The organism is Ruegeria sp. CDSC068 (genome assembly GCF_059610545.1).
The window spans coordinates 77,885-102,684 of sequence record NZ_JBXWNV010000010.1 but is presented as its reverse complement, the minus strand read 5'-3'; the positions used below and the strand labels follow the sequence as shown (position 1 = coordinate 102,684).

The 24,800-nt window shown below is 57.7% G+C and carries 32 protein-coding genes; 19 read left to right on the top strand and 13 right to left on the bottom strand.

The genetic code is table 11. The features are described from left to right. Positions 1 to 15 precede the first annotated feature (15 nt). The 8 genes from AC2FID_RS18690 to AC2FID_RS18655 all read right to left on the bottom strand — a co-directional run bounded on the left by AC2FID_RS18690 (position 16) and on the right by AC2FID_RS18655 (position 7,034). Positions 16 to 360: a hypothetical protein gene (locus AC2FID_RS18690; RefSeq protein ID WP_496838130.1), complete on the bottom strand. Its 345-nt coding sequence runs from the start codon at positions 358 to 360 to the stop codon at positions 16 to 18. Further along, positions 360 to 1,445 carry a flagellar type III secretion system protein FlhB gene (gene flhB / locus AC2FID_RS18685; RefSeq protein ID WP_496838128.1) on the bottom strand — a complete coding sequence of 362 codons (1,086 nt, stop codon included), beginning with the start codon at positions 1,443 to 1,445 and terminating at the stop codon, positions 360 to 362. The genes AC2FID_RS18690 and flhB overlap by 1 nt, the downstream gene beginning before the upstream one ends. After that, entirely contained in the window at positions 1,442 to 2,215 is a 774-nt protein-coding gene (locus tag AC2FID_RS18680; RefSeq protein WP_496758006.1) for a flagellar biosynthetic protein FliR, read from the bottom strand. Before AC2FID_RS18680 ends, flhB begins: the two co-directional genes overlap by 4 nt. Beyond that, a complete protein-coding gene (gene flhA / locus AC2FID_RS18675) occupies positions 2,212 to 4,299 on the bottom strand; it encodes a flagellar biosynthesis protein FlhA (RefSeq protein ID WP_496838126.1) in 2,088 nt (695 codons plus the stop codon). The genes AC2FID_RS18680 and flhA overlap by 4 nt, the downstream gene beginning before the upstream one ends. Before the next feature lie 9 nt (positions 4,300 to 4,308). Next, on the bottom strand, positions 4,309 to 4,998 hold the full coding sequence (locus AC2FID_RS18670; protein ID WP_496838124.1) for a lytic transglycosylase domain-containing protein: 690 nt from the start codon (positions 4,996 to 4,998) through the stop codon (positions 4,309 to 4,311). 73 nt (positions 4,999 to 5,071) lie between these two features. Next, positions 5,072 to 5,500 carry an Lrp/AsnC family transcriptional regulator gene (locus AC2FID_RS18665; protein ID WP_496837977.1) on the bottom strand — a complete coding sequence of 143 codons (429 nt, stop codon included), beginning with the start codon at positions 5,498 to 5,500 and terminating at the stop codon, positions 5,072 to 5,074. 34 nt (positions 5,501 to 5,534) lie between these two features. Beyond that, on the bottom strand, positions 5,535 to 6,767 hold the full coding sequence (locus tag AC2FID_RS18660; protein ID WP_496838122.1) for an MFS transporter: 1,233 nt from the start codon (positions 6,765 to 6,767) through the stop codon (positions 5,535 to 5,537). 3 nt (positions 6,768 to 6,770) lie between these two features. Continuing rightward, positions 6,771 to 7,034, bottom strand: coding sequence for a metal-sensing transcriptional repressor (locus AC2FID_RS18655; RefSeq protein ID WP_496736890.1), 264 nt, complete (start codon positions 7,032 to 7,034; stop codon positions 6,771 to 6,773). Between the two features lie 134 nt (positions 7,035 to 7,168). On the opposite strand from AC2FID_RS18655, the gene AC2FID_RS18650 reads away from it, so the two are divergent. The 7 genes from AC2FID_RS18650 to AC2FID_RS18620 all read left to right on the top strand — a co-directional run bounded on the left by AC2FID_RS18650 (position 7,169) and on the right by AC2FID_RS18620 (position 11,952). After that, positions 7,169 to 7,783, top strand: coding sequence for a ribonuclease D (locus AC2FID_RS18650; RefSeq protein WP_472722378.1), 615 nt, complete (start codon positions 7,169 to 7,171; stop codon positions 7,781 to 7,783). Then, on the top strand, positions 7,780 to 8,742 hold the full coding sequence (locus AC2FID_RS18645) for a KpsF/GutQ family sugar-phosphate isomerase (RefSeq protein ID WP_109311279.1): 963 nt from the start codon (positions 7,780 to 7,782) through the stop codon (positions 8,740 to 8,742). The genes AC2FID_RS18650 and AC2FID_RS18645 overlap by 4 nt, the downstream gene beginning before the upstream one ends. Before the next feature lie 15 nt (positions 8,743 to 8,757). Next, positions 8,758 to 9,357 carry an LPS export ABC transporter periplasmic protein LptC gene (gene lptC, locus AC2FID_RS18640; protein ID WP_058272998.1) on the top strand — a complete coding sequence of 200 codons (600 nt, stop codon included), beginning with the start codon at positions 8,758 to 8,760 and terminating at the stop codon, positions 9,355 to 9,357. A gap of 3 nt (positions 9,358 to 9,360) precedes the next feature. Continuing rightward, a complete protein-coding gene (locus AC2FID_RS18635) occupies positions 9,361 to 9,852 on the top strand; it encodes an LptA/OstA family protein (protein ID WP_058272997.1) in 492 nt (163 codons plus the stop codon). Beyond that, positions 9,852 to 10,610, top strand: coding sequence for an LPS export ABC transporter ATP-binding protein (gene lptB / locus AC2FID_RS18630; protein ID WP_058276524.1), 759 nt, complete (start codon positions 9,852 to 9,854; stop codon positions 10,608 to 10,610). Before AC2FID_RS18635 ends, lptB begins: the two co-directional genes overlap by 1 nt. A gap of 253 nt (positions 10,611 to 10,863) precedes the next feature. Then, the gene (gene hpf, locus AC2FID_RS18625) at positions 10,864 to 11,427 is read left to right on the top strand and encodes a ribosome hibernation-promoting factor, HPF/YfiA family (RefSeq protein WP_058273067.1); all 564 of its coding nucleotides are present in this window, start codon (positions 10,864 to 10,866) and stop codon (positions 11,425 to 11,427) included. 60 nt (positions 11,428 to 11,487) lie between these two features. Next, a complete protein-coding gene (locus AC2FID_RS18620) occupies positions 11,488 to 11,952 on the top strand; it encodes a PTS sugar transporter subunit IIA (protein ID WP_058273066.1) in 465 nt (154 codons plus the stop codon). Positions 11,953 to 12,014: 62 nt separating this feature from the next. Here the strand turns inward: AC2FID_RS18620 and dalA are convergent, their stop codons facing one another. Next, positions 12,015 to 12,530 (bottom strand): divisome-associated lipoprotein DalA, encoded by a 516-nt coding sequence (gene dalA, locus AC2FID_RS18615; RefSeq protein WP_282120905.1) that lies wholly within the window; start codon positions 12,528 to 12,530, stop codon positions 12,015 to 12,017. A 169-nt stretch (positions 12,531 to 12,699) separates the two neighbouring features. Here dalA and AC2FID_RS18610 point away from each other — a divergent pair, with 169 nt between their 5' ends. Together AC2FID_RS18610 and AC2FID_RS18605 are read left to right on the top strand one after the other, a co-directional pair. Then, positions 12,700 to 13,299, top strand: a complete 600-nt coding sequence (locus AC2FID_RS18610) for a L,D-transpeptidase (RefSeq protein ID WP_109311276.1) — start codon at positions 12,700 to 12,702, stop codon at positions 13,297 to 13,299. Positions 13,300 to 13,439: 140 nt separating this feature from the next. Beyond that, a complete protein-coding gene (locus AC2FID_RS18605; RefSeq protein WP_010442520.1) occupies positions 13,440 to 13,622 on the top strand; it encodes a hypothetical protein in 183 nt (60 codons plus the stop codon). A 76-nt stretch (positions 13,623 to 13,698) separates the two neighbouring features. On the opposite strand, the gene hemH is transcribed toward AC2FID_RS18605, so the two are convergent. Beyond that, positions 13,699 to 14,748, bottom strand: a complete 1,050-nt coding sequence (hemH, locus tag AC2FID_RS18600) for a ferrochelatase (protein WP_496705865.1) — start codon at positions 14,746 to 14,748, stop codon at positions 13,699 to 13,701. Between the two features lie 57 nt (positions 14,749 to 14,805). Further along, positions 14,806 to 15,636, bottom strand: a complete 831-nt coding sequence (locus tag AC2FID_RS18595) for a methyltransferase domain-containing protein (RefSeq protein ID WP_496758018.1) — start codon at positions 15,634 to 15,636, stop codon at positions 14,806 to 14,808. A 16-nt stretch (positions 15,637 to 15,652) separates the two neighbouring features. Here AC2FID_RS18595 and AC2FID_RS18590 point away from each other — a divergent pair, with 16 nt between their 5' ends. The 4 genes from AC2FID_RS18590 to AC2FID_RS18575 are packed head-to-tail and all read left to right on the top strand — an operon-like array spanning position 15,653 to position 17,961. Beyond that, positions 15,653 to 16,381 carry a double zinc ribbon domain-containing protein gene (locus tag AC2FID_RS18590; protein ID WP_496758019.1) on the top strand — a complete coding sequence of 243 codons (729 nt, stop codon included), beginning with the start codon at positions 15,653 to 15,655 and terminating at the stop codon, positions 16,379 to 16,381. 37 nt (positions 16,382 to 16,418) lie between these two features. Then, positions 16,419 to 16,676 carry a glutaredoxin 3 gene (grxC, locus tag AC2FID_RS18585; RefSeq protein ID WP_082636999.1) on the top strand — a complete coding sequence of 86 codons (258 nt, stop codon included), beginning with the start codon at positions 16,419 to 16,421 and terminating at the stop codon, positions 16,674 to 16,676. After that, a complete protein-coding gene (locus AC2FID_RS18580) occupies positions 16,676 to 17,506 on the top strand; it encodes a carbon-nitrogen hydrolase family protein (RefSeq protein ID WP_496838117.1) in 831 nt (276 codons plus the stop codon). The genes grxC and AC2FID_RS18580 overlap by 1 nt, the downstream gene beginning before the upstream one ends. 14 nt (positions 17,507 to 17,520) lie before the next feature. Beyond that, a complete protein-coding gene (locus tag AC2FID_RS18575; protein ID WP_472722373.1) occupies positions 17,521 to 17,961 on the top strand; it encodes a MarR family winged helix-turn-helix transcriptional regulator in 441 nt (146 codons plus the stop codon). 100 nt (positions 17,962 to 18,061) lie between these two features. On the opposite strand, the gene AC2FID_RS18570 is transcribed toward AC2FID_RS18575, so the two are convergent. Together AC2FID_RS18570 and ubiG are read right to left on the bottom strand one after the other, a co-directional pair. After that, a complete protein-coding gene (locus AC2FID_RS18570; protein ID WP_496838116.1) occupies positions 18,062 to 18,643 on the bottom strand; it encodes a hypothetical protein in 582 nt (193 codons plus the stop codon). Positions 18,644 to 18,653: 10 nt separating this feature from the next. After that, on the bottom strand, positions 18,654 to 19,400 hold the full coding sequence (gene ubiG, locus AC2FID_RS18565; protein WP_496838114.1) for a bifunctional 2-polyprenyl-6-hydroxyphenol methylase/3-demethylubiquinol 3-O-methyltransferase UbiG: 747 nt from the start codon (positions 19,398 to 19,400) through the stop codon (positions 18,654 to 18,656). A gap of 48 nt (positions 19,401 to 19,448) precedes the next feature. Between ubiG and pip the strand changes: the two genes are divergently transcribed. From pip to nusA, 6 genes are all read left to right on the top strand, one after another. Then, entirely contained in the window at positions 19,449 to 20,426 is a 978-nt protein-coding gene (pip, locus tag AC2FID_RS18560) for a prolyl aminopeptidase (RefSeq protein WP_282120898.1), read from the top strand. Next, positions 20,423 to 21,244 carry an ABC transporter substrate-binding protein gene (locus tag AC2FID_RS18555; RefSeq protein ID WP_472722370.1) on the top strand — a complete coding sequence of 274 codons (822 nt, stop codon included), beginning with the start codon at positions 20,423 to 20,425 and terminating at the stop codon, positions 21,242 to 21,244. The genes pip and AC2FID_RS18555 overlap by 4 nt, the downstream gene beginning before the upstream one ends. A gap of 93 nt (positions 21,245 to 21,337) precedes the next feature. Continuing rightward, entirely contained in the window at positions 21,338 to 22,255 is a 918-nt protein-coding gene (locus AC2FID_RS18550) for a hypothetical protein (RefSeq protein WP_472722369.1), read from the top strand. A gap of 9 nt (positions 22,256 to 22,264) precedes the next feature. Further along, positions 22,265 to 22,435 carry a hypothetical protein gene (locus AC2FID_RS18545; protein ID WP_496723471.1) on the top strand — a complete coding sequence of 57 codons (171 nt, stop codon included), beginning with the start codon at positions 22,265 to 22,267 and terminating at the stop codon, positions 22,433 to 22,435. Between the two features lie 164 nt (positions 22,436 to 22,599). Beyond that, a complete protein-coding gene (gene rimP / locus AC2FID_RS18540) occupies positions 22,600 to 23,190 on the top strand; it encodes a ribosome maturation factor RimP (protein WP_058272983.1) in 591 nt (196 codons plus the stop codon). Continuing rightward, entirely contained in the window at positions 23,190 to 24,797 is a 1,608-nt protein-coding gene (gene nusA, locus AC2FID_RS18535; RefSeq protein WP_282152819.1) for a transcription termination factor NusA, read from the top strand. Before rimP ends, nusA begins: the two co-directional genes overlap by 1 nt. Positions 24,798 to 24,800: the final 3 nt, after the last annotated feature.

Below are 24,800 nucleotides of genomic sequence, written 5' to 3'. Positions count from 1 at the left end.
ATCACTGGCAGGTCCTTACTGGTGTTTTTTGCATAAGTTGGAAACCGCCTGCTTGCGCCCGAATGCGACGCGCAGATTCGCAAGGGCTGTCAGCTTTTGTGCTCGTAACCGCGCAAGTTGCATGTTGAGCTGCCTGCGTGACGCCGATTCCCACCCGTTCCAGAGAACATCTGTGCCGGTAACACGGTAACCTTCTGCAGACGCTGTCTCTTGCCGGGTTTGTTGGACTTGGGCGTCAAGTCGGGCCAATTGTTGTTGTACCCGTGCCTCGGCCTCCAGCACCGGGCGCAGGGATTGGTATTCTCGCTGAAACGAGGCTTCGGTCACTTTGGCCAGATCCTGCAGCTGTGTGCGTTTCATCAGATTTGCCCCTTCACCCGTTTGCGCATCGCCTCGGCAAACCGGATTGCAGCGGCGACGGGGCGGTAATGTTCTTCCGAGATCTGCTGCCCGATCTCGACCGTGGCATGCAGAGCACGCGCCGTCGGCGGATCCGGGTGGATTGGGACGTCGGCATGCCCGGCGGCCTCGCGAATGGCGGCTGCGACGGAATCCACGCCCTTTGCCACGCAGACCGGTGCCGATCCGGCGGTCCGGGACCATTTCAGCGCGACGGCAAAATGGGTTGGGTTGACGATCACAACATCGGCTTTTGGCACTTCGGCCATCATCTGATTGGTTGCGATGTCCTGGGCGCGCTGGCGGCGCTGTTGTTTTACATGCGGGTCGCCTTCGACATCTTTGGTCTCATCCTGCATTTCCTTGCGCGACATCCGGTTCTTGCGCATATGTTCGGCGTATTGCCAGATAAAATCGATCACCCCGATGGCCAGAGCCACCGCAATGACGATGAACATGAACCGAAATAGCAGATTCATCATAAACATCACTGAAGACTGGGCTTGGGTCGCGCTTGCGGACAGAATCTCGCTGAGGTTGGCTCGCAGGAAAAGCGCCAAGCATGTGCAGTAAATCACCAATTTTGCAAAGCTCTTGCCAAATTCGAACAAGCCGCTGCGTCCGAACTTGTTCTTCGCATTGGACGGTATCGAAATGCGCGACAGCTTGGGTTTCAGCTTGGTGGGCGCAAAAACAAGCGCACGTTGCGAAATCAGGCTGAGCAGGACGGCGGCAGCAGGCAGGCCAAACAGGATCGAAACAGACCAAGCAGCCGTCTGCAGCATCCCCCCCACGGGGCTGGAAGTCGAACCTGTTGTCAGCAGTTGGCCAAAATCATCTGCCTGATCAATCAACACGACGAACAATGTGCCCATACGGTCCACAGCGAATTGCCCCGCAGCAAGCATGGCAATCAGCAAACCGACATAGGCCGCCGCGACGTTCAGATCGTTGGACTTGGCGATTTCCCCTTTTTCGCGCGCCTTCTGCAGCTTTTGCGGTGTCGCCTCAAAGGACTTGTCACTGTCGTCGTCCTGACCGCTCATCTTGCAACCTCAAGTGGGTTCACAATGAAGGCGAACAGGGCATCGGACCACACCGACAAGATCAAAGGGGTGCCCGCAAACAGCAGAAACAAACCCGCGAAGGTGATCGCGGGGGCGCCGACAAAGGCCACCATCAACTGCGGCATCGCCCGGTTTATGACCCCAAGCGCAAGGTTATAGATCAGCGACGCGATGACAAAGGGCATGGCCAGGCTGAACGCCAGACCAAAACTGCGCGCGATTTGTTGCACGCCCCACTGCGACAGGTCCGGTGCCAGTGGAACAACGCCCATTGGAAACAGCGTGTAACTGTGGATCAAGAACTGCGCAACGCGGATGTGCAGGCCCAGCAGAACCGCCAATGTCAGACCTGCGAGTGTCAACAGATATCCCATTGCAGGAACAGGATCGACAGCGGCCCCGCCCAGAATCTGTGACAGCGATGTCGATTGCGCCGCGATGGACCCCGCAGTTTGCAAGGCCAGCACGAACAAACGCAAACCAATGCCCATTGCCAATCCGACAAGTGTTTCGGTGCCAATCATCCGCACCAAAGGCAACACACCTTGCCCGTGGTCGGGCGCAGGAACAGCGGGCGTAACGATCAGTGTAAATGCCGCGGCGATCCCCAGCTTGACGCGGGTTGGAATGCTGCGTTCCCCGAAGGCGGGTAATAGCGATACCAGCGCCGACACGCGCAGGAAGACAGCAAAGAGGTGCCACAGGCCATCTGCCAGTTCCGGTAGCAATGCGGGCGGCACGGCGATCATGCGGGTATCGTTCCGACCAAAGCGGGTCTGGCCTCGAGCCCGATTTCCTCAAAGGACAGGACCGGATTCGACACCCCCCGCGCCTGCATGATCGTGCGCAGCAGTCGACGCCGGCGGGTCGAGGTCACGACGGCCGGGAACACCCCGTGATCAGCGGATTGCGAGACGGTTTCGACGACACCATCTGCCAGTTTGTTGAACAGGTTCGGCGGCAGGGCGACATCCAATCCGGCGTTGGGCGCGTCGATCTGGTACGAGGCAAACGTGTCTTCCCATTCAGGCGCAAGCTGGATCAGCGGAATGGAACCGTCTCCCCGCTTCATGTCGGCAACCAACTGGAAACCCAATCTCTGCCGGACCAGTTCGCAAATCCCTTCGGGTTGGGTCGTCGTTAGGCGCGCCTCAGCCACAGTTTCAAGGATCAGGGCCATGTTACGGATCGAGACTTTTTCCTCCAGCAGCAGTCGTAATACAGAATGTAACGTGTCGATCGGCACCTTGTCCGGGATCAGCTCGTCCAGCAGCTTGCGGTTCGCTTCAGCCCGAACCGGATCGCTAAGCCGTGTCATCTCGGACAGCAGGCGGCGCAGGGATTTCAAAGTCAGCAGCCGCGCGAAGTTCTGTTTGATGATCTCAAGCAGATGAGTCGCCAAAATCTCGGGGGGAGAAACGATGGTCGCGCCGCTCAGCGCCGCGGCTTCCTGATCCTTTGGTAGAATCCAGCGCGCCGGGGCGCCATAAACAGGTTCGGTCACATCATTGCCTTCGGGCAGCATGTCATGGCCGTCCTGCACCAGCGCCAATACCAGATCTGGGTTGAGAACACCGCGCGCCTGCTCGACCCCCTGTACCTTGATCACATAGGTTCCCAGTGGAAGTTCTGCCCGGTCGGTCAGGCGGATGTCAGGCAGGATCAGTCCAAAGCCCGAGGCGACATATGTGCGCATATTGGCAATTCGTGCGTCCAACCCGGTGCCGGGGTTGAGAACCATGCTGACAAGATCAGGGGCGAATTCCAGATGAACATCATCCAGATCCAGAATGTCCCCGATGGCTTGGGAAACCGGGGTGTCATCCTCGGATGAAGGTGCCTGTTCCGCGTCTGTTTCGGCCTTTTGTTTGCGGTGAACCGAGTATGCCGCATACCCCAGAACGCCCGCGCCGAGGATGAAGGGCAGAAAGGGCAGACCCGGCACCAGCGCAAACAAGACCATCAGCATGGCCACTGTGCCCAATGCGGCCGGATGCCGACCCAGTTGCGAAAAAATCGCGCTGTCGGTTGCACCCTGAGTACCACCCCGCGCCAGCAATAGCGCCGAGGCGATCGAGATGATCACAGCGGGAATTTGCGAAACCAGCCCGTCGCCGACTGTCAGGATGGCATAGGTCTCAAACGCGGCAGAGATGGGCATTCCCTGCACGATCACGCCCATAATCAGGCCCATCACAAGGTTCAGAAGCGTGATCAACAGCCCCGCAACCGCGTCCCCCTTGACGAATTTCGAGGCCCCGTCGAGCGAACCGAAGAACGTGGTTTCCTGTTGTTCACGCTCGCGGCGCTCTTTGGCTTGCTGATGGTCAATAGCCCCGGCGGACATGTCGCTGTCTATGGCCAGCTGTTTGCCGGGCATTCCGTCCAGAGCAAATCGCGCGCCGACCTCGGCCATGCGGGCCGCACCCTTGGTGATGACCATGAAGTTCACGATCAGCAGAACACCAAAAACAACCAGGCCCAGAAAGATGCTGCCGCCCATAACAAAGTTCGCAAACCCTTCAATCACGTCTCCGGCAGCACTGGGGCCGGTATGGCCCTGACCGATGATCAGCTTGGTCGAGGACACGTTCAGCGACAGCCGCAGCATCAGCGAGGTAAGCAGGATCGTTGGAAAGGACGAGAAATCCAGCGGGCGTTCGATGAACAACGTCAGTGTGAAGATCAGAATCGCCAATGCAAATGAAGCGGACAAGCCAACATCCAGTACCCATGCGGGCATCGGCAGGATCATCATTACGATGACAGTCATCAACGCCAGCGCCAGCAGCACGGTCGGAGAGAAAAGCGAACGGGCGTCGATCTTGGGCACACAGAGCTCCTAGTTGAATTGGATGAAAGCGGTCGCGGCGCCGGCCACAGGCGCCAGCGATCCCATAGCGCCAGTGTTGGTAGGTTCTGCTCGAAGTGGAATTAATGGATCGGCAGCTCCGGTAAACGGATCGCGCGTCGCAAATGCGTTTGGAGCTTGCTGATCCAGCTGAGCCAAAACGGTTTGAAAACGCGCCACATAGGCGTTTGCCAAAGCGGGTGTGCGCGAGTGATAGGCCCCGGCGGCAGCGTTCCACGAGCCCAGCTCGGTATACAGATCTTTCAGAAATCGCGCGGCATATGTGGCGTTTTCATCTGGATCGAACATGGCGTCGATCGAGCGGAACGCTTTGCCGTGCCAGCGGTAGTTGATCTGGAAACACCCGATGTCAAAGCTGCGTTTGCCTGCTTTGAAGATTTCGAACACATATGATTTTGCCTCGAACTCTGAGGTGAACCAAATGCCCTTTCCTTCAACATTGATTGTCCAGGGCCAGGGTTGCAGCGCGCCGTCAGCTGTGCGGCCTGTCTCAACCCGGGCGATTGCACGCATGACATCCATTGGCACACCTTCGGACTGGGCGGCGCGCTGGGCGGCGCGGTCGCAGGTGCGGGCCGTTTGGGTGTTGGGCATGGCAAAACCCTGCGGCGCAGCCAACAGCGTCACCAAGGTCAGTCCTAAGATCGTTCGATATGGCATTCTGCCGGTCCGGGATTCTGATCAGTCCGGGCCAAGCTAGCTGTGTCAGGGTTTACAGAGGGTTATCGACTACTCAGTTTCGGTCGATCCTGCGGCCGAACACGACGCTGGTGTTGGTTCGCAAAACCCCGGGGATCTTTGCCAATTCGTCGACCAGTATGTCCAGATCCTCGATCCTGGGGGCTTCGGCGGACAGCAGCAGGTCGAATTCCCCATTGATCGACAGGCAAAGTTTGACTTCGGGATAAGTTTCCAGTCGCTTGATAATACGTTTGGTCTCTTTTTGCTGAACCTCAAGCAAGACAACGACCTGAACGCGCGGGGCGTCTTCCGGGGCGCTCAGAACCACCGAATACCCGGCAATCACGCCGCGTTCTTCCATCCGTTGGATGCGTTCGTGCACGGTGGTCCGAGCCACACCCAGTTTCGCCGCGATCTTAGTCGTAGATTCGCGGGCGTTGTGTTGCAGAGCCGAGATGATGCGACGGTCAAGCTGATCCATAGGGCCAAGGTGTAGTGCAAATACCTTGGGATGCTCAAGGTTTGTCAGCGTGTTCGTCCGACGTGATTTTCTGCTTGGCGCGCGGCCAGATCAGAAGCGCAACACCAAGCCCCAAAAGGGCCGTCATAGTCATCCAGATCAATGTCTGTTCGGTCCCTTTGGTGGTCATCAGCCACCCGGCCAACGGGTACAACACCAGCCAGCAGGCATGGGACAGCGTGAACTGCGCGGCGAAAACTGCTGGTCGGTCTTCCGGGCAGGCCGTGCGTGTCAGCAGGCGGCCGGACGGTGTCAGAGTGGCTGAATAGCCAAAGCCAGCACCCGCCCATAACACCGCGAGCCCCCACAAAGTCATCTGGGTCGAGGCGAACAACCCCGCTGCAATGGCCATCGTTAGCGTCCCGAATGCTGCACCAGACAGCATAACGCTGCGATCCTCGTAGTTGTTCAGAAGAGACGGCAGGACAAAGGCGGCCAGCATCGACCCACCTCCGTATCCGGCCAATGCAACGGCCACAGCACTTTCCGACAGTTCAAGATCGGCGCGCACGATTACGACAGTGTTGACGATGACCATCGCGCTGATTGACGCGGCCGTCCACGTCAGCGCCAGCAAACCGCGCAACCGTGTCGTACCAAGGTATAGGCGGATGCCACGGGTCGTCCGGTCGTAAATCCCCCTCCGTTTCGTCGGTTTGGGCGAAGGCAGGGCGACCGACACGACAAGGATTGCCGAGGCAATGAACCCAAAGCTTGTGCCCCAGAACAGGTTGTCGAAGCTCATGATCAACAACAGCGCTGCAGCCAGAGCGGGACTGAGTAGGCTTTCGAGGTCATAGGCCAGCCGGGACAGCGACAGGGCTTTGGTATAGTCCTGCTCATCTGTCAGAACATCCGGGATCGTTGCCTGAAAGGCCGGGGTGAAACCGGCAGAGGCCGATTGCAGCAGGAAGATCAACACATAGATCTGCCAGATCTCGGTTACGAACGGCAGACAAAGCGCGACGGCGGCACGCACCAGATCTAGCACCACCAACATTTTGCGTCGGTCCAGCCGTTCCGCAAACGCAGCGGCGAGCGGGGCGACAACCACGTAGGCCACCATCTTGATGGTCAGGGCGGTTCCCAGAACCATACCCGCCGCGTCACCGGCCAGATCAAAGGCGAGCAACCCCAAGGCAACCGTCGCCAGCCCGGTTCCCATCAACGCAACCACCTGAGCCGCCAGTAAATGCCGATAGACGCGGTTCTTCAGGACGCTCAGCATCGGTCAGAGGTACTTTGTGATGGTTTTGAAATCTTCCACGTCCGGGTTTTTGGTTGCGGTCGTTGGTGACAGGCAGTGATCAATATGATCGTGGATCAAGGCCCGTTTGGCGTTGGTAATCGCCTTTTCAACCGCAAAAAGTTGCTGTGCGATGTCGGTGCAGGGCTCTTGATCTTCAAGCATGGATATTACCCGGGCCAGATGCCCGTGTGCGCGTTTCAGACGCGCATGGATCTGCGGGTGCGATTCGTGTTTGTGCTGTGCCATGCAATAACCCTAACCCCCCCATAGGGATATGGTCAACGTAACCTGCGGGTCCCTGCCGCACTGTCATGGATAGCGTTGAGTTTAGAGACCAAACCTCCTATCTCGGGGGCGATACCGGACAAAGGACAAGCCCCGTGGCAAACCATCTTTACAAAAACGACCTGCCGGACGGGTTGGATATGGGCCCTGTTGTGGCCATTGACTGCGAGACTATGGGGCTAAACCCGCATCGGGACCGGCTGTGCGTGATCCAGATGTCGGGCGGCGACGGAGACAGCCATATTGTTCAGGTCGAAATAGGCCAGACCGAGGCCCCGAACCTGTGTGCGATGCTGGAAAACCCTGACGTGCTAAAGCTTTTCCACTTTGGCCGTTTCGACATTGCTGCGATGTACCACGCATTTGGCGCATTGGCCGCTCCGGTCTATTGTACCAAAATCGCCAGTCGGCTGGTGCGCACCTATACGGATCGACACGGGCTGAAGAACCTGTGTCAGGAGTTGATCGGTGTCGATATCTCGAAACAGCAGCAGATGAGCGACTGGGGGGCTGAGACCCTGACAAATGCGCAGCTGGATTATGCGGCTTCGGACGTACTGTACCTGCATCAACTGCGCGAGGCGTTGGACGGGCGCTTGGCCCGCGAAGGCCGCACCGAAATGGCGCAGGCCTGTTTTGACTTCCTGCCGATGCGTGCGAAACTGGACCTCGCCGGTTGGCCCGAAACGGATATTTTTGCGCACTCATGACCGATACCGAAGCATTCCTGAGAACCGCACGTCAGGTCATCACCGACGAGGCCCGCGCGCTGGACGTGCTTGGCGAAAGCCTGAATGAAGATTTTGCCGAAGCCGTGCAGATGATCCTGCAGGCTCCGGGCCGCATCATCATCAGCGGTATCGGCAAATCGGGTCATATTGGCCACAAGATTGCCGCCACGCTGGCCAGCACCGGCACGCCCGCCTATTTCGTGCACCCGGCCGAGGCCAGCCATGGCGATCTGGGCATGGTGTCAAAAGGCGATGTGGTTCTGGCGATTTCCAATTCGGGCGAAGCGCCGGAGCTGGTCAATCTGCTGGCCTTTACCCGCCGCTTTGGCATTCCCTTGATTGGTTTGTCCAGCAAACCGGAAAGCACGCTGATGAAGCAGGCGGATGTGCATTTGTTGATCCCGTCGCTGGGCGAGGCTTGCGGTTTTGGCATGGTGCCCTCGATCTCTACCACTTTGACGTTGGCGATGGGCGACGCCTTGGCCATTGCGTTGATGAAGTACCGTGATTTCAAGCCCGAGGACTTCCGCGCCTTCCACCCTGGCGGCAAGCTGGGGGCGCAGCTTTCAACCGTGCGGGATTTGATGCACGCCGATCTGCCAGTTGTTTCTGAGGGCACCCCCATGAGCGAGGCGCTGCTGGTCATGAGCCAGAAAAGCTTTGGTGTTGTCGGCGTGACGGATGAGACGGGCCGCCTGATTGGCATCGTGACTGACGGCGACTTGCGCCGGAACATGGACGGCCTTCTGGACAAGACCACCAAAGAGGTCATGACCACCAATCCGCTGACCATTTCCCCGAACGCAATGGCAGAAGAGGCAGTGGCGATCATGAACGACCGCAAGATCACTTCGCTGTTCGTGGTCGACCCCGAGACACAAGGCCCAGCCGAGGGGCTGTTGCATATCCACGACTGCCTGCGCGTCGGATTGGGCTAAGCGGAGGGTAGTGCGGTGGACGGACACTCACGCAGGGTACAGTTCTTCAAGGTGGTGCTGCCGTTGGTGGCTATCGCTATGCTGTCGACTGTGTTCCTGCTGTCGCGCAGCATCGAAACCAATGTGTCCGTGCCCTTCAACCAGCAGGATATCGATGAACGTTTGGCGGATCAGGTGGTGACGCAGCCCAACTACCAAGGAACTACCCGCAAAGGCGAAGACGTTCAGATCGAGGCAAGCCGGGCAACGCAGGGTACTGAGGGCGAAGCGCCAACAGCGGCCGAATTTCGGGGCCGCTTTGGCCTGCTGAATGGCGGCGTAATCACTTTGGATTCAAACTCTGGCATGATCCGTCCGGACAAGAATACGGCTACCTTTGTCGGGGATGTGGTTATAACAACAACGGACGGCATCGTCGTCACAACGGATCTGTTGAACACCGCGCTCGACGAAATTCAGGGCGACACGCCCGGCCAGGTCGACGGAACCGGTATTATTGGTGATTTTACTGCGGGCAGAATGACATTTGGGACTGAAAAAAAAGATGGACCGGTCCATATTATTTTTACAGATGGCGTGAAGTTGGTGTATGAGCCTCAAAAAGCAGAAAGATAACCTGTGTTCTATTTTCGATTAGCCCTTGTAAGCGCTGCTCTGGTAACTGGTGCGATCTCTGCGACAGCGCAGGAAACTCAGGTTGCTTTCGGTTCGGCCAATGCCGACCCAAGCCTGCCGGTCGAGGTGACCTCGGAAAAGCTGAACGTAAATCAGGAAGACGGCTCGGCCGAGTTTCTGGGCAACGTGATCGTCATTCAGGGCGAAATGCGTCTGACGGCAGAACGCGTGCTTGTCATCTATAACGAAGACCGTTCAGGCATCGAACGGATGGAAGCGACCGAGGATGTGATTCTGGTCAGCCCTCCGGATGCGGCCGAAGGCGACTGGGCGGAATACACCATCGATTCAGGTGAGATCGTCATGAAGGGCAACGTTCTGCTGTTGCAGGGGCCAAGCACGATCAGCGGCGACCAGATGAACGCCAACCTGACCACCGGCAAAGCGACGATGACCGGCAACGTGAAGACCATCCTGCAGCAGGGGGCCAACTGATGGCTCAGCCAAACCTGACGGTAGCCGAAGGCACCTCTGGCCTGAAAATCGAAAAGCTTCGCAAGTCTTACCGAAAAAAGACAGTGATCCGCGACGTTTCCATGACCTTGGGCCGATCCGAGGTGGTTGCACTTTTGGGCCCGAACGGGTCAGGCAAGACCACCACATTCTATTCGGTCGCAGGCCTTGTGTTTCCTGAGGCGGGCACTGTTACGATTGACGGTCAGGTTGTCACAACGCTGCCTATGTATCGCCGCGCACGTCTTGGGATCGGATATCTGCCGCAAGAGATGTCGATTTTCCGTGGCATGAGTGTCGAGGACAACATCGCCGCCGTTCTGGATATCACCGTCAACCACGCCCACCGCCGAAAAGAGCGGCTGGAAGAGCTGTTGTCCGACTTCTCGATCGAACACCTGCGCCGCGCACCCGCGCTGGCCCTGTCGGGCGGTGAACGCCGCCGGGTCGAGATCGCGCGTTGTTTGGCAGCAGATCCGAAATATCTGTTGTTGGATGAACCCTTTGCGGGGGTCGACCCGATCAGCGTCGGGGATATCCGCCATCTGGTTGCGGACCTGAAAAAGCGTGGAATCGGCGTGTTGATCACCGATCACAACGTGCGCGAAACACTAGAGATCGTGGATCGTGCCTACATCCTGCATGACGGTCAGGTCCTGATGTCCGGCACACCCGATGAAGTGGTCGAAAATGAAAACGTGCGCCGGGTTTACCTAGGCGAAAACTTCCGTATTTCATGAGCTTGCGCAGATTTTCGCCGGGCGCATAGCGGAAATCACGTATATACACGCCTGTTTTGATTGACTCTCCCGCCGTCTCTTGCCTCAATTGGACTATGGCATTTCTTCGGTTCCCGACTGGATCACGACGCCCCTTCCTGGAAGGGGGGCCGGTGCGGTTACCGCAGGATTTGCCGATGTCCCCCACCCGATAAAAACAAGCGCGTCGCATTACGTGACGTCAGAAATGGGTGTGAATTGTGAAGGAGATCACATGCGTTACCAAATCAGCGGAAAACAGATCGACATCGGTGCGGCCCTGCAGACTCATGTGCAGACCGAACTGGGCGAGGTCGTGGGCAAATATGCCCAACGTCCGACAGATGCCAACGTCGTCTTTTCCCGTTCAGCGCATGAATATGTATGCGAAACCACAGTGCATCTTTCCACTGGTCTGACCGCTCAGGCCAAGGCACACGCAACCGAGATTTACGCGGCGTTTGAGGGATGCTGCGACAAGATGGAAACGCAACTGCGCCGTTATAAGCGCCGACTGAAAGACCACCACAAGGATCGGTCAGAGCCTGTTGAACTCTTCGGAGCGTCGTCTTATATCCTCGCCTCTGACGAATCGGAGACGGCTGACGAGCCCGATACTCTGCAGCCCATGATCGTGGCTGAGATGGAAACCAAGATCCCATCGCTGAGTGTTGGAGAGGCGGTCATGCAGATGGAACTTGCCGGTGCGCCGGTGCTTGTGTTCCGAAACGAAAACAAGGACGGATTGAATGTCGTGTACCGTCGCGAGGACGGTAACATCGGCTGGATTGATCCGTAACAGGCAAGACTAGCAAGGCACGCCCCTGCAATTGCAGGGGCCCCGCCGTGGAGCGTGATGATGGAGCTTTCGAGCATATTAAAGCCCGAAGCAGTACGTGTGTTGTCCGCCGCTTCTAGTAAGAAGCGGTTGTTTCAGGAAATTGGCGATGTTGCCGCCGGGACTTTGCACCTGGATGCGCAGACTGTCGTCGATTGCCTGCTGGAGCGCGAAAGTCTGGGGCCGACCGGGGTTGGGCACGGTGTCGCCTTGCCGCACGCTCGGCTGACAGATCTGGACTCTGTCTCGGGTGTGTTTGTAATGCTCGAAAAACCGATTGATTTTGGATCGGTCGACCGGCAGCCGGTGGACATCGCGTTTGCACTGTTTGCGCCGGAAGAGGCGGGTGTCGATCACCTTAAGGCGCTTGCGCTGGTGTCCCGTACTCTGCGCGACACGTCAGTTTGTACAAAACTGCGGGCCAACCCTGATCCGGTCAAGCTTTACGCGATTCTGACCGAAGCGCAGTCCATGCAGGCCGCCTAACTTTGCAGAAATAAAAAAGCCCCCGAAAACTGGGGGCTTTTTTTCTTCGAGGCGGTTTTTGGTTACCCGCCTGCTCCCATTTCCAGCGTCCACCAGATTTTCCCGCCACCTTCCTGATGCCAGGAAAAGCCCATTTGTGAGGCTTTGGGGTCCATGATCACGGCTCGGGGGCCAGGTTCCTGCATCCAGGCGGCCAAGGTTTCGGTTTCGGTCTCATAGGTTTCCGAGATCGCCTCACCCAGGAAAGTCCCGTAATAACCAACGCGTTGCGCGCGATCTATGGGCGACGAGCCGTCCGAACCGAAGTGCCATGGGCGGTTCTGGCGCGCCATGTCCTTAGAGTGGGTCGCGGCCGCAGCATTCAGCTGCGAGTTCAGCTGCACTGCCTGCAAACCCTGAGCCTGGCGCAAGGCATTTACCGAATCCAGCATGCGGAACTGGAGCTTTTCGGGGTTGCCGCGAATCTTATAAACCGACGGCAGTGGACGGCCATCTGATCCGTAAGTTGGGGTGCTGCTTGGGGTACATGCAGCCAGCGCAACAAAGCAAAGAAACAGTAATGTGATAATACGCGTCATGATCGACCTGATTATTGTGTCGATATACGGCATAGCGCGCCATGCAGCCTTGGGCAAACCTGCAATGGCTGATTCTTGCATGTTTCTGCCGGTTTGATTTGCGATTGACGCATTCTGGCAATAAAATACGTAAAAATTTCAGGACATCTTTCGCAAAGGACCGGTCACTATGGTCAAGAAACCCATTCATTCATCTAGCCGACGAGGATTTCTGGCCGGTGCTTCGGCCCTGCTGGCCTCGCCGGCGATTGCCCAGTACATTCCAGGTGACCCACTGCGCCCAGCACCCGAGGCCGAGCCAGACGTGCGTCGCAATGTCTCGGGGTTCCGCGCCCTGGATTGGCAGCCTTATTTCTCGAATACGAGAAATGGGGCCATTCTGGTCGATACGGTGTCCCGAGCGCTGCATTATTGGTCAGATGATCAATCTGTTTACAAACTCTACCCCTCATCCGTTCCGCTGACCGAAGAATTGACCCGCCGGGGCCGCACCAGCGTCATCCGCAAAGTTGAGGGTCCCAGTTGGTCACCGACACCTTCTATGAAGAAACGAAATCCCGAATGGCCGGATCATATTCCGCCGGGCCCTGATAACCCATTGGGAACACATGCTTTATACCTGAGTTGGAAATACTACCGGATTCACGGAACGCATGACACGCGCAAAATTGGTCGCCGGTCGTCGAACGGATGCATCGGCCTGTTCAACGAAGATATCGCTGAGCTGTTCTCGATGGCGAAGGTCGGCACGCAAGTGTTGCTTATTTGACGACATTTTCGCGCACGAACCCGCTTGTGGCTCAAGTTGCAATTGCATTCCAGTCATATAGCTGATTAGAAAAAAACCACGAGGTAAGTCTTAGGTGTGCGGATCCGATTGATGGAGCCGTGCAAACTCTGGAGGTTAATATGAAAAAACTCGTTCTCGCCGCTGCATTGACTGCTGCTGCTTCGACCGCTTATGCCGGTAACCTGGAAGAGCCGGTTGTTGAAGCACCGGTTGTTGTAGAGGAAACTCAGGGTTCGTCGCAGGGTATCATCCTGCCGCTGATCCTGCTGGTCGTAGTTGCCGCAGCTGTTGCAGCAAGCTAATTTGACGAGCTAAATCTAGAGAAAAGGCGGTGGAGCGATCCACCGCCTTTTTTCATTTCTTGATGATGGGAAACGGTCAGTCGAGCCAGCCCTTCAGATTGTCTTCGATTACCTTGCCCAGTGCGCCAATGTGCGAATCATCGTCATTGAGGCAGGGGATATAGGTAAAGGTCTGACCGCCGGCCTCTTCAAAGCTTTCCTTGATCTCTTCGTTGATCTCTTCCAGCGTCTCGATGCAATCGGCGGAAAACGCGGGCGCTATAACGGCGATGTTCTTCTTTCCCTGCCGCGCCAAATCAGCCACGTGATCCACGGTATAGGGTTTCAGCCATTCCTCGGGACCGAATCGCGATTGGAAGGTTGAGACCAGCTGATCGTCCGACCAGCCCAGCCGTTCCTTCAGCAATCGGCTCGTTTTCGCGCATTGGCAATGATACGGGTCGCCCTGCTGCAAATAGCGCTCTGGCATGCCGTGATAGGAACAGACCAGGACATCCGGTTTGGTCTCCAGCGCCGCATAGGCTTTTTCCACTGACCCGGCCAAAGCGTCGATATAGACAGGCTCGTCGAAATAGGCTGGAACGGTGCGAGACGCAGGTTGCCAGGCTTCGTCCATAAGCGCGCGGAAAAACTGATCATTGGCTGTTGCCGTGGTCGCGCCCGCATATTGCGGGTAGAGCGGGAAGAACAGAATTCGATCACAGCCCGCGGCCACCATTTCACGTACTTTGGATTTGGTTGAGGGATTGCCGTAGCGCATGCAGAAATCGACCATCACCTGATCGCCGTACCGTTCTTGCATCGCATCGCGCAACTTGGCTGTCTGGTCCTTGGTGATCGTCATCAGCGGGCTTTCGCCCTTGTCATGGTTCCAGATCGACTTGTAGGCCTCACCCGAGCTGAACGGGCGCTTGGACAGGATGATGCCTTGCAGAATCGGCTGCCACTTCCACTTGGGATAGTCGATCACGCGTTGGTCCGACAAAAACTCGTTCAGATACCGGCGCATCGGCCAATAGCTGTAGTCATCCGGTGTACCGAGATTGGCCAGCAGAATGCCGACGCGGCCCATTTTGACCTTTGGGTGGTCTGCGGCGGCATGATCGGGGCGAGTGGCGTCAAACATCTGATGCTTCCTGAGATTTCTCTGTACTGGCCTGAGATAACCGGAAAAGCCCGGTCGTCAATTGGACAGTTTACCTTCTTTTGTGCCCAGCGCATCCGCAAGCCGCGCTTTGGCCGATCCGGGGCGCAATGGTTTCTGTTGGCTGTCATCCGGAGACCAGCCGGTCAAGCAGATCAATTCATAGGTGGCGGCCAACCGCCCCGCGGGTGTTGAGAAGTTGTCGGCATAGACCTGCTGCGCGCGCGTAAAAACCTGTCGCTTGGTGGGTTGTTTCATGCGCCCGGACAGGCTGTTGGTCTCACCCATGGCGCGTAGGTCATGCATCAGGTGCAGTATGTCGCGGTATTCCGCCGTCAGTCGCGCGGTGTCGGCGACCGGCAGCGCAAACCCCGCCCGTTGCAGCAACCCGCCAAGATCGCGCAGCTCGGCCATCGGGACGATGCGCGGACTGAGGCCTCCGGTCACTTCGATTTCGGCCTGTCCCAATGCGGCGCGCAGCTCGTGCAGGGTTTCTCCGCCCAGACACACAACCAACAGCAACCCGTCGGGGCGCAGAGCACGGCGACATTGGATCAGTTGCCCAACAGGATCATTGGCCCAATGCAGCGCCATGGCGTGGATGACCAAATCATGCGCACCGGGGGTCAGATCCAGAACCTCATCATCCGCAACGATCCGCGTCCCGGGCAGCACGTCCTGCCAGATATGCGCAAATGGCGTCACGATCGCCGGGGCCGTAAAGGTTTTGTTAACCATGGAGAGCCGATCCTGCACTTCGTCCACAGCGGCACGATGCAGGAACAGGGCCTCATCCTTCGCGCGGGCGCGGTGCCGGGTAAGGACCTGGCGATCAAACAAAGAGGGTGTATTGGACACAGGCAGTTTCATAGGGCGCAATTATCGCATGTGGCACCGGATTCAAACCGCTGTCGCGCTGATCTATCCGCCGCGCTGTCTGGGCTGCGGGGACCTGACCGAATCGGATTTCGGGCTGTGTGGGCCCTGCTGGCGCGAGACGTCCTTTATCGGAGGAGTTGTTTGCGAAAGCTGCGGGGTGCCGTTACCGGGGGTTTCAGACGGTCACCGGATTGAGTGCGACGATTGCTTGGCTGCGCCGCGCCCCTGGCAAGATGGGCGTTCGGCCCTTTTGTACGATGGCAAAGCGCGGTCGCTGGTGCTGGCCTTGAAACATGGTGACAGGCCCGAACTGGCGCGCCCTGCCGCACGCTGGCTGGCGCGGGCCGGGCAAGAGATATTCCGTGAGGGGATGCTGCTTGCGCCGGTGCCTTTACACTGGTCCCGGTTGTTGAAACGCCGGTACAACCAGTCCGCCCTACTGGCACAGCACCTTGGGAAAGAGGCAGGGCTTGAGGTGTGCCCGGACCTTTTGCTTCGTCACCGAAAGACGTCGGTTCTGGACGGCAAAACAGCCACCGAGAGGGCGGAAGTCCTTGAACACGCGATCATCGCCCATCCAAAGCGACAAGACCAAATGCAAGGGCGCAATATCCTGCTGGTGGATGATGTGATGACCTCCGGCGCGACACTGGCGGCTTGCGCGCGTGTCTGCCTTGCATCCGGAGCAAATCATATTTCCGTGTTGACCCTAGCGCGCGTTGCCAAGGATGCCTAATTCGCCCAAGATTATGCGAAACGCGAAGGTACGGAATATGAAACCGGTAGAAATTTACACCTCGCCGCTGTGCGGTTTTTGTCACGCGGCCAAGCGGCTGCTGAAGCAGAAGGGCGTCGAGTTCCAGGAAGTGGACGTTCTGATGCACCCCAAGCGCAAGCCCGAGATGATCCAGCGCGCCGGTGGCAAACGAACCGTGCCACAGATCTTTATCGGTGCGCAGCACGTGGGCGGCTGTGACGAACTGTATGAGTTGGAGCGTCAGGGCAAGCTGGATCGCCTGCTCGCAGCCTGATGAAGACCGCGCTGCTGCAAATCACCTCGTCGGATGATCCGGCCGAAAATCTGGACAGGGTGCGCGCTATGATGGCCGAGGCTGCGGCGCAAGGCGCGCGGTTCATCCTGACGCCCGAGGTGACGAACTGCGTGTCCACCAGCACCACGCGGCAGCGCGAAGTCTTGCAGCACGAAGAAGATGACCAATCGCTGGCCGGCCTGCGGGATAAGGCCGCTGCGCTGGGTGTCTGGCTGCTGATCGGGTCTTTGGCGATCAAAACCCATGATGCAGACGGTCGGTTTGCCAACCGGTCCTTCATGATCGACCCGCAGGGGCAGATCGTGGCGCGGTATGACAAGATCCATATGTTCGATGTGCAGGTCACCGAAACCGAGACCTTCCGCGAATCCAAAAATTACCGCCCCGGCGACAAGGCGGTGATTGCCGACACCGATTTTGGCAAGGTCGGCATGACCGTCTGCTATGACGTCCGGTTTCCGGCGCTCTATGCGGCGTTGGCGCACGCAGGGGCGCGAATCCTGACGGTTCCGGCCGCGTTTTCGCCGGTCACGGGTGCGGCCCATTGGGAATCGTTGCTGAGCGCCCGGGCGATTGAAACCGGCTGTTGGGTTCTGGCTCCCGCACAAACTGGCGAACACCCTAAAACTCGCGGCAAGACGCGCTATACCTATGGCCACAGCATGGTTGTCGCCCCGTGGGGCGAGGTCGTCATCGACGCAGGGACCGATCCGGGCATTCACATTTTCGATATGCATGATAGTTCTGTGTCTGAGGCGCGCCGTCGCGTGCCCTCGTTGACTCACGTCCGTCGCTTTGACGGACCCTGATCCAGAACCGGACCATGACTGACGAACACAATGCCCTTGCGGTCACGCTGTTCAGCGAAATCCTGACCGCCGACCAGCTGTTGCGTAATCGGCTTAGCCGGGTGCTGCCCAAGGGTATGGAGATTTCGCATTTCTCGGTGCTCAACCACCTGGTTTTTGTCGGGAACGAGCGTAGCCCGGCACAATTGGCCGATACGTTCCACGTCACGCGTGGTGCGATGACCAACACCTTGGCCAAGCTGGAATGGGCCGGGTACATCCATATCCGCCCCGACTGGGACGACGCCCGCCGCAAGATGGTCGCGATCAGCCCCGCCGGTCGCAGGGCGCGCGATCAGGCGATTGCGTCAATCGCCCCCCTGATCAACCGCGTGGTCGGAGAGTTGGGGCTGGAGCGCGTCCGCAGCACGCTGCCCGTGTTGCGGGATTTGCGGTTGCAGTTGGAGGGGGAGTAGGGATCAGCGAACCGTTGTCCCAAGGTGGATCCAGGACTGGTGTGGTCGGGCGCTGGCAGGCTTGATGCTCATGCAATGTGCCGCGGACTAAACGGCCACTTCATTCTAAGAGCATTCTATCCAGAAGCTGCCGCAAATCACTGGCCTCCATTTTTGGGTTGCCTTGCAAGCCAACTCCAGCCGCCGCCGCTGCTGCGAATAGAAGGCAGGCTTCTATTCCATCCACGCCCTCGAATTCACCGCCATGGATAAGCCATATCAAATACTCACCTTTTACATCTTCATTAGTAGAACTTATTTTTCCTACGTTGCATCCTTCGTCAGAGAGTTCGTGTTTGGAAAATGGTTCTGTCGTCTCCTCCGTCAGTTCTAATTCGACTGGTTTCACAAACTTGCCATCCGAAACTATCTCGGGGTCAATAAAGACGAAAAAAGACAACGCCCTTACCAGATCATAGTTGTTCGAGTTCGAACCCAAGTACCGATCTGCTATTTCCTGAGTCGCCTCAGAAACTTTAGGATCGCTAATGTAGCCAAGAAGCGGAACGCCTTCATGTTCGTACACGAACACGCCCGCATTCTCTTCTGCTGTGGCTAGCGTGTTATTGAACAAGGTAGCAGCGGAAATTGCCGCACCAAAAAATACCGCGCGCCACGGCGCGTAACTTAAAGATCGAGTCAAAAAATCTTCCTTAATTCGGCTTCACACTCGCCGTCACATAATTCACGCTCAGGTCGCGGTCCGAGATCGACCAACTCCACAGGATCGGGTTGAACACGAAACCCTTGCGGTCCACCGGGTCCAGCCCGGCTTGGCGCAGCAGGTCGAACAGCTCATCGGGGGTGATGAACTTGTTCCACTCATGCGTGCCGCGGGGCAACCAGCGCATGACGACCTCGGCCCCGAAAATGGCCATAGCATAAGATTTCGGATTGCGGTTGATGGTCGAACAGATCAACAACCCGCCCGGTTTCAGCAATTGCTGCGAGGCTGTCAGAAATCCCAACGGGTCGGCAACATGCTCGACCACTTCCATGTTCAGCACCACGTCGAACTGTTCGCCTGCAGCGGCCATGTCCTCGGCTGTGGTGTGGCGGTAGTCGATCTCCAGCCCGGATTGTTCCGCGTGGATTCGCGCGACGGGCAGGTTGCCTTCGGCGGCATCCGCTCCGACCACTTCGGCCCCAAGGCGGGCCATCGGTTCGCTCAGCAGCCCGCCGCCGCAGCCGATATCCAGCAAACGCAAGCCCTCGAACGGCTTTGGCGACTTTAAATCGCGATCGAATTCGCCCGCGATCTGCTGTGTGATATAATCCAGCCGACAGGGGTTGAGCATGTGCAGTGGTTTGAATTTTCCATGCGGATCCCACCATTCTGCGGCCATCGCTTCGAATTTTGCGATCTCAGAAGGGTCAACCGTGTTCGGATGCGCTTGCATTCCTGTCTCCGTATGCTCTTTTACGCTTAAGGACTATATAGGGCCATAATGGACAAGTACCCGGACCAAAAGCGCGCAGTTCAATATCTGTACCCGCCGATCGATCCTTTCGATCAGCGTATGGTCGATGTGGGCGATGGACACCGTATCTATATGGAACAATGCGGCAATCCCAACGGCATTCCGGTGGTGATTCTGCACGGAGGCCCGGGCGGTGGCTGCAGCCCCGCGATGCGGCGCTATTTTGATCCGGACGTTTACCGGGTGATTCTGTTTGATCAGCGCGGATGCGGGCGGTCACGCCCGCATGCCTCGGTCACGGACAACACCACTTGGCATCTGGTGGACGATATCGAACGTCTGAGAACCCTACTGGATATCGACGACTGGATTGTCTTTGGCGGCAGCTGGGGGGCAACGCTTGCGCTGGTCTATGCGCAGTCCCACCCGGATCGGGTTAATCGCCTGGTGCTGCGCGGTGTGTTCCTAGCGACGCAGGCCGAGTTGGATTGGTTTTATGGCGGTGGCGCGGGCAAGTTTTGGCCCGAGCAATGGGCGAAGTTCACCGCTCTGCTGTCGGAAAGTGAACTAAGCGACACGATCGGCGCATATAACAAACGCCTGTTTTCGGGTGATCGCGCGACCGAGATTCTGTATGCGCGCGCCTGGTCCAGTTGGGAAAACGCGCTGGCTTCGATCCATTCGCATGGCGCAACTGGGGAAAGCCCGGGGGAATACGCGCGCGCCTTTGCGCGGCTTGAGAATCACTATTTCATCAACCGCGCGTTCCTTGAACAGGACGGGCAGATTCTGGACCAGATGGACAGAATCGCACATATCCCCGGCCATATCGTGCAGGGTCGGTATGACATGATCTGTCCGCCTCAGGCCGCGTGGAACCTTGCCCAGCTGTGGCCCAATGCCGAGCTGAAGATGGTGCGTCAGGCCGGGCATGCGCTGTCCGAACCCGGAATTAGCGCGGAATTGGTTCGCATCATGGACCGAGTGGCGGAGGGCGCATTATGACCCGCATCGACCGTCGTGCTTTGTTTGCTTCCGGTGCTGCTGCCGCTCTGCTTGCGGCGACCGGTGCGTCTTTAGCCGATACGCCCAAAGTGGGTGGTACGCTGCGCCTTGCCGTGCCCCGCGATGACAGTTTGGAGCAGGTTGCCCGTGGGGCCGTGTTCGACACCCTGACCGAGATTGCACCCGACGGCACCCTGCGCGGAGAGCTTGCGACCGGTTGGCAAACTGATTCCCAAGCCCGCATCTGGAGCTTTGATCTGCGCGAGAACGCTCGTTTTCACGATGGCGCGGTCCTTGATGTAAGGGATGTGATGGCGGTTCTGGGCGACGTCGGGCAGGTCGACGCCTTGTCAGATAATCGCGTGCGTCTGGAGTTGGCTCAGGCCAACCCGGGTCTACCCTTCCTTTTGGCCGACAGCAGGTTCGTTATTACGCGCAACGGTCAAGGTGTCACGCCTTTGCAGGCCGCGAATGGCACCGGATGCTACCGTGTTGAGCGGGCGGAGGATGATCGTCATTTCCTTGGGCGCCGTGTGGCGGGCCACTACAAGGATGGATTGGCTGGCTGGGCCGAAACCCTGGAAGTTATCGTGATTCCCGACGCTCGCGTGCGTACCGAGGCGCTGCGAGACGGCTTTGTCGATATCGCGGCACTGCCGCAGGGCGAAGGGTTCAGCCCGCACCGCGGATTGCGCTTTTTTCCAAGCGAATCCGATATGGCGCTGGCTGTAGCAGGGCATGTCGGCATGCCCCGTCAGATCGGAACGGATCGCCCCCTGGATGATGGCCGCGTTGCCGAGCGTTGGTGGTTGATTTAAACGCCGAAAATTCGCCTGCCTTCTACTTTGTGCAAAATTTTGCTATTGTACGCGCTGTATTTGCTTAATTGTTTCGAAAATGGGAGAATTCCCATGAGGGTTGAAAGTTTAAAGAATATATCAATTTCCATTTTGTCCGTAGCATTGGCGGTTGTTGCGGTGTTTGCCCTGAAATCAGGTAAAGACGTTACCGTAAAAGTCAGCAAAAACGGGACGATAGAGCTGGATGCCCGCGAAGGGCAGTCGCTGACCCAGTTGCTGGACAAGGGTTTTGAGGCCGTAGAGGCGAACCCCGAAGATAGTGCAGAGACGACAGCGCGGAAACTGTCCGATATGCGGGCTCTGACCCGCACGCTGAAGTCGCATGGTTACTATGCGTTGAACGATTCGGATCTGGTTCACGAAATTAGAGGGCTGGAAAAGGAGGATCCCCTGTCGGCCGGGCTGCGCGACGTGCTGTATGATCTGGAAGGTCCGTTTTCGCTGCCCGGAACACTGCGTGGGGCGGATTCACGGATGTGGCAGGCCATCGCTGATCTGTACGAGGGCATAAAGTCCGAACCGCATGATGACAGTCAGCTATTTGCCACGCTCTACACCAACTTCATTCAGCAAGAGACTGTGTTCAGCCCCTTCAAGCACGAGGTAACGGCCGAGGGCGTGTTGTTGCATGACGCAAATGGGAACGAAAAACCGATGGTGTACACCTGCCCCGACAGTTTTTTGAAACCGGGGATTACCGTCCTGATCAAACCGACCGGGGGGTCATCCAATATCATGCGTCAGTTCACGGTGCGGCAAGATCCTGTTTTTCATGCCTGCGCCGCGCGGACACCGTTCGAGTTTTTGTCGGGTTCGGAAATGAAGCTGGGGCTGAACCGGGTGGCCTTTGATCAACTCTTCCCACCGCGGACGGCGAATGCCGAGCAGTTTCAGGGCAGGGGCACTCTTTCGGTGATTATCTACCCGCGCAACACGCAGCCTGCGCTTTTTGCATCTTCGGCGGAATAGGAGCTTTCCATGAATAAACTTGCTGTTCTCGCTGCCATTATTGCACTTGTGACCGTCGCTCTGTCAGGCGTGGCACATGCCCAGGGACGTCAATGCCTGTTTGACGGCGAGGTCTACGAAGACGGGGACCGCGTTGGTCCTTACCTATGTGAAAATGGCGAGTGGATTTTGTCAGACTGATATTGTGATTGCCCATCCTGGCGCTTGGGCTTGCAATCTTGCAGTCGCTTGGCTATATGGCCGTTAACAGCGGCGTGTCGGGCTTCGGTCCGGGGCTCCACCGGAAAAGATCGACGGGCCGCGCGCCCGTTTTTTTGTGCCCGACTGACAGGGTAGAGTACCAGATGACAAATGACCTGATAGCCAAAGCAGCCATCGACCGGCGACTGGCCGAGATCATCACTCCCGTGATCGAGGATCTGGGGTATGAACTTGTGCGTATTCGCCTGATGAGCGGCAAACAAACCACGCTGCAGATCATGGCTGACAAGCCTGACGGCGGTATCGAAGTGGATGATTGCGCCGAGATTTCGAACGCGGTAAGCGCCACGTTGGATGTTGAGGATCCGATCCTTGACGCCTATGCGCTGGAAGTGTCCAGCCCCGGCATCGACCGCCCCCTGACCCGTCTCAAGGACTTTGAGGCGTTCGAAGGATATGAGGCCAAGATCGAAACCGCCGAACTGATCGACGGACGCCGCCGTTTTAAAGGTGAGCTGGCCGGGATCGAGGGAGATGAGGTCCTGATCAATCTCACCGAGGGGGACGAGACGATCACCATCGGACTGCAATTCGACTGGCTGAGCGACGCCAAGCTGGTCCTGACCGACGACCTGATCAAGGAAATGCTGCGCCAGCGCAAAGACGCCGGTGCCCTGAACGAAAACGCTTTCGACGAGATTGAGACCGAAGGGTCCGAAGAGGAGACGAACTGATGGCAATCACCTCAGCCAACCAGCTGGAGCTGCTGCAGACCGCCGAGGCCGTGGCCCGCGAAAAGATGATCGACCCCGGTCTGGTTGTCGAAGCGATGGAAGAATCGCTCGCCCGTGCCGCCAAAAGCCGTTACGGCGCCGAGATGGACATCCGCGTCAGCATCGATCGCAAGACCGGCAAAGCGACATTCACCCGCGTTCGCACCGTGGTCGAGGATGAAGAGCTGGAAAACTATCAGGCCGAGATGACCGTCGAGCAAGCCAAGCAGTATATGGAAACGCCTTCGGTTGGTGACGTCTTCGTTGAAGAAGTGCCGCCAGTTGAAATGGGCCGTATCGCGGCGCAATCCGCAAAGCAGGTGATCCTGCAGAAGGTTCGCGAAGCCGAGCGCGACCGTCAGTACGAAGATTTCAAGGATCGTGCGGGCACCATCATCAACGGTGCGGTCAAGCGCGAAGAGTTTGGCAATGTCATTGTCGATCTGGGCGGTGCTGAGGCCGTTCTGCGCCGCAATGACAAGATCGGTCGCGAAAGCTATCGTCCGAATGACCGTGTGCGTGCCTATATCAAGGAAGTGCGTCGCGAAGTTCGTGGCCACCAGATCTTCCTGTCGCGCACCGCGCCGGAATTCATGGCCGAACTGTTCAAGATGGAAGTACCGGAAATCTATGACGGCATTATCGAGGTCAAGGCCGTGGCCCGCGACCCCGGTTCGCGTGCCAAGATCGCTGTGATTTCCTACGACGGTTCGATTGATCCGGTTGGTGCTTGCGTTGGTATGCGCGGCAGCCGCGTGCAGGCCGTTGTGAACGAGCTGCAGGGCGAAAAAATCGACATCATTCCGTGGAACGAAGATCAACCGACCTTCCTGGTGAATGCGCTGCAGCCTGCTGAGGTTTCCAAGGTGGTTCTGGACGAAGAAGCCGGCAAAATCGAGGTTGTGGTTCCCGAGGAACAGCTTTCGCTGGCCATCGGTCGCCGCGGTCAGAACGTGCGTCTGGCCAGCCAGCTTACCAATCTGGATATCGACATCATGACCGAGGCCGAAGAATCGGCGCGTCGTCAGAAAGAATTCGAAGCCCGCACCCAACTGTTCATGGACAGCCTGGATCTGGATGAATTCTTTGCCCAGTTGCTGGTGTCCGAAGGCTTCACCAATCTCGAAGAGGTAGCCTATGTGGAAATCGAAGAACTGCTGGTGATCGACGGCGTTGACGAAGGCACCGCGCAAGAGCTGCAAACACGGGCGCGCGAATATCTGGAAGCAAAGGCCAAGGCAGCTTTGGAAAGCGCCCGCGCGTTGGGTGCCGAAGACAGTCTTATTGAATTCGAAGGCCTGACACCCCAGATGGTTGAAGCGCTGGCCAAGGACGATGTGAAGAACCTGGAAGACTTCGCCACCTGCGCTGACTGGGAACTGGCCGGTGGTTGGACCACGGTCGACGGCCAGCGAATCAAAGATGACGGTGTTCTGGAACCTTTCGGTGTAACGCTGGAAGAGGCGCAGGATCTGGTCATGACAGCTCGGATCATGCTGGGCTGGGTCGATCCTGCTGAGTTGGAGCAGGCCGAAGAAGAAGTTACCGAAGAGGAGGCCGAGGCCTGATCT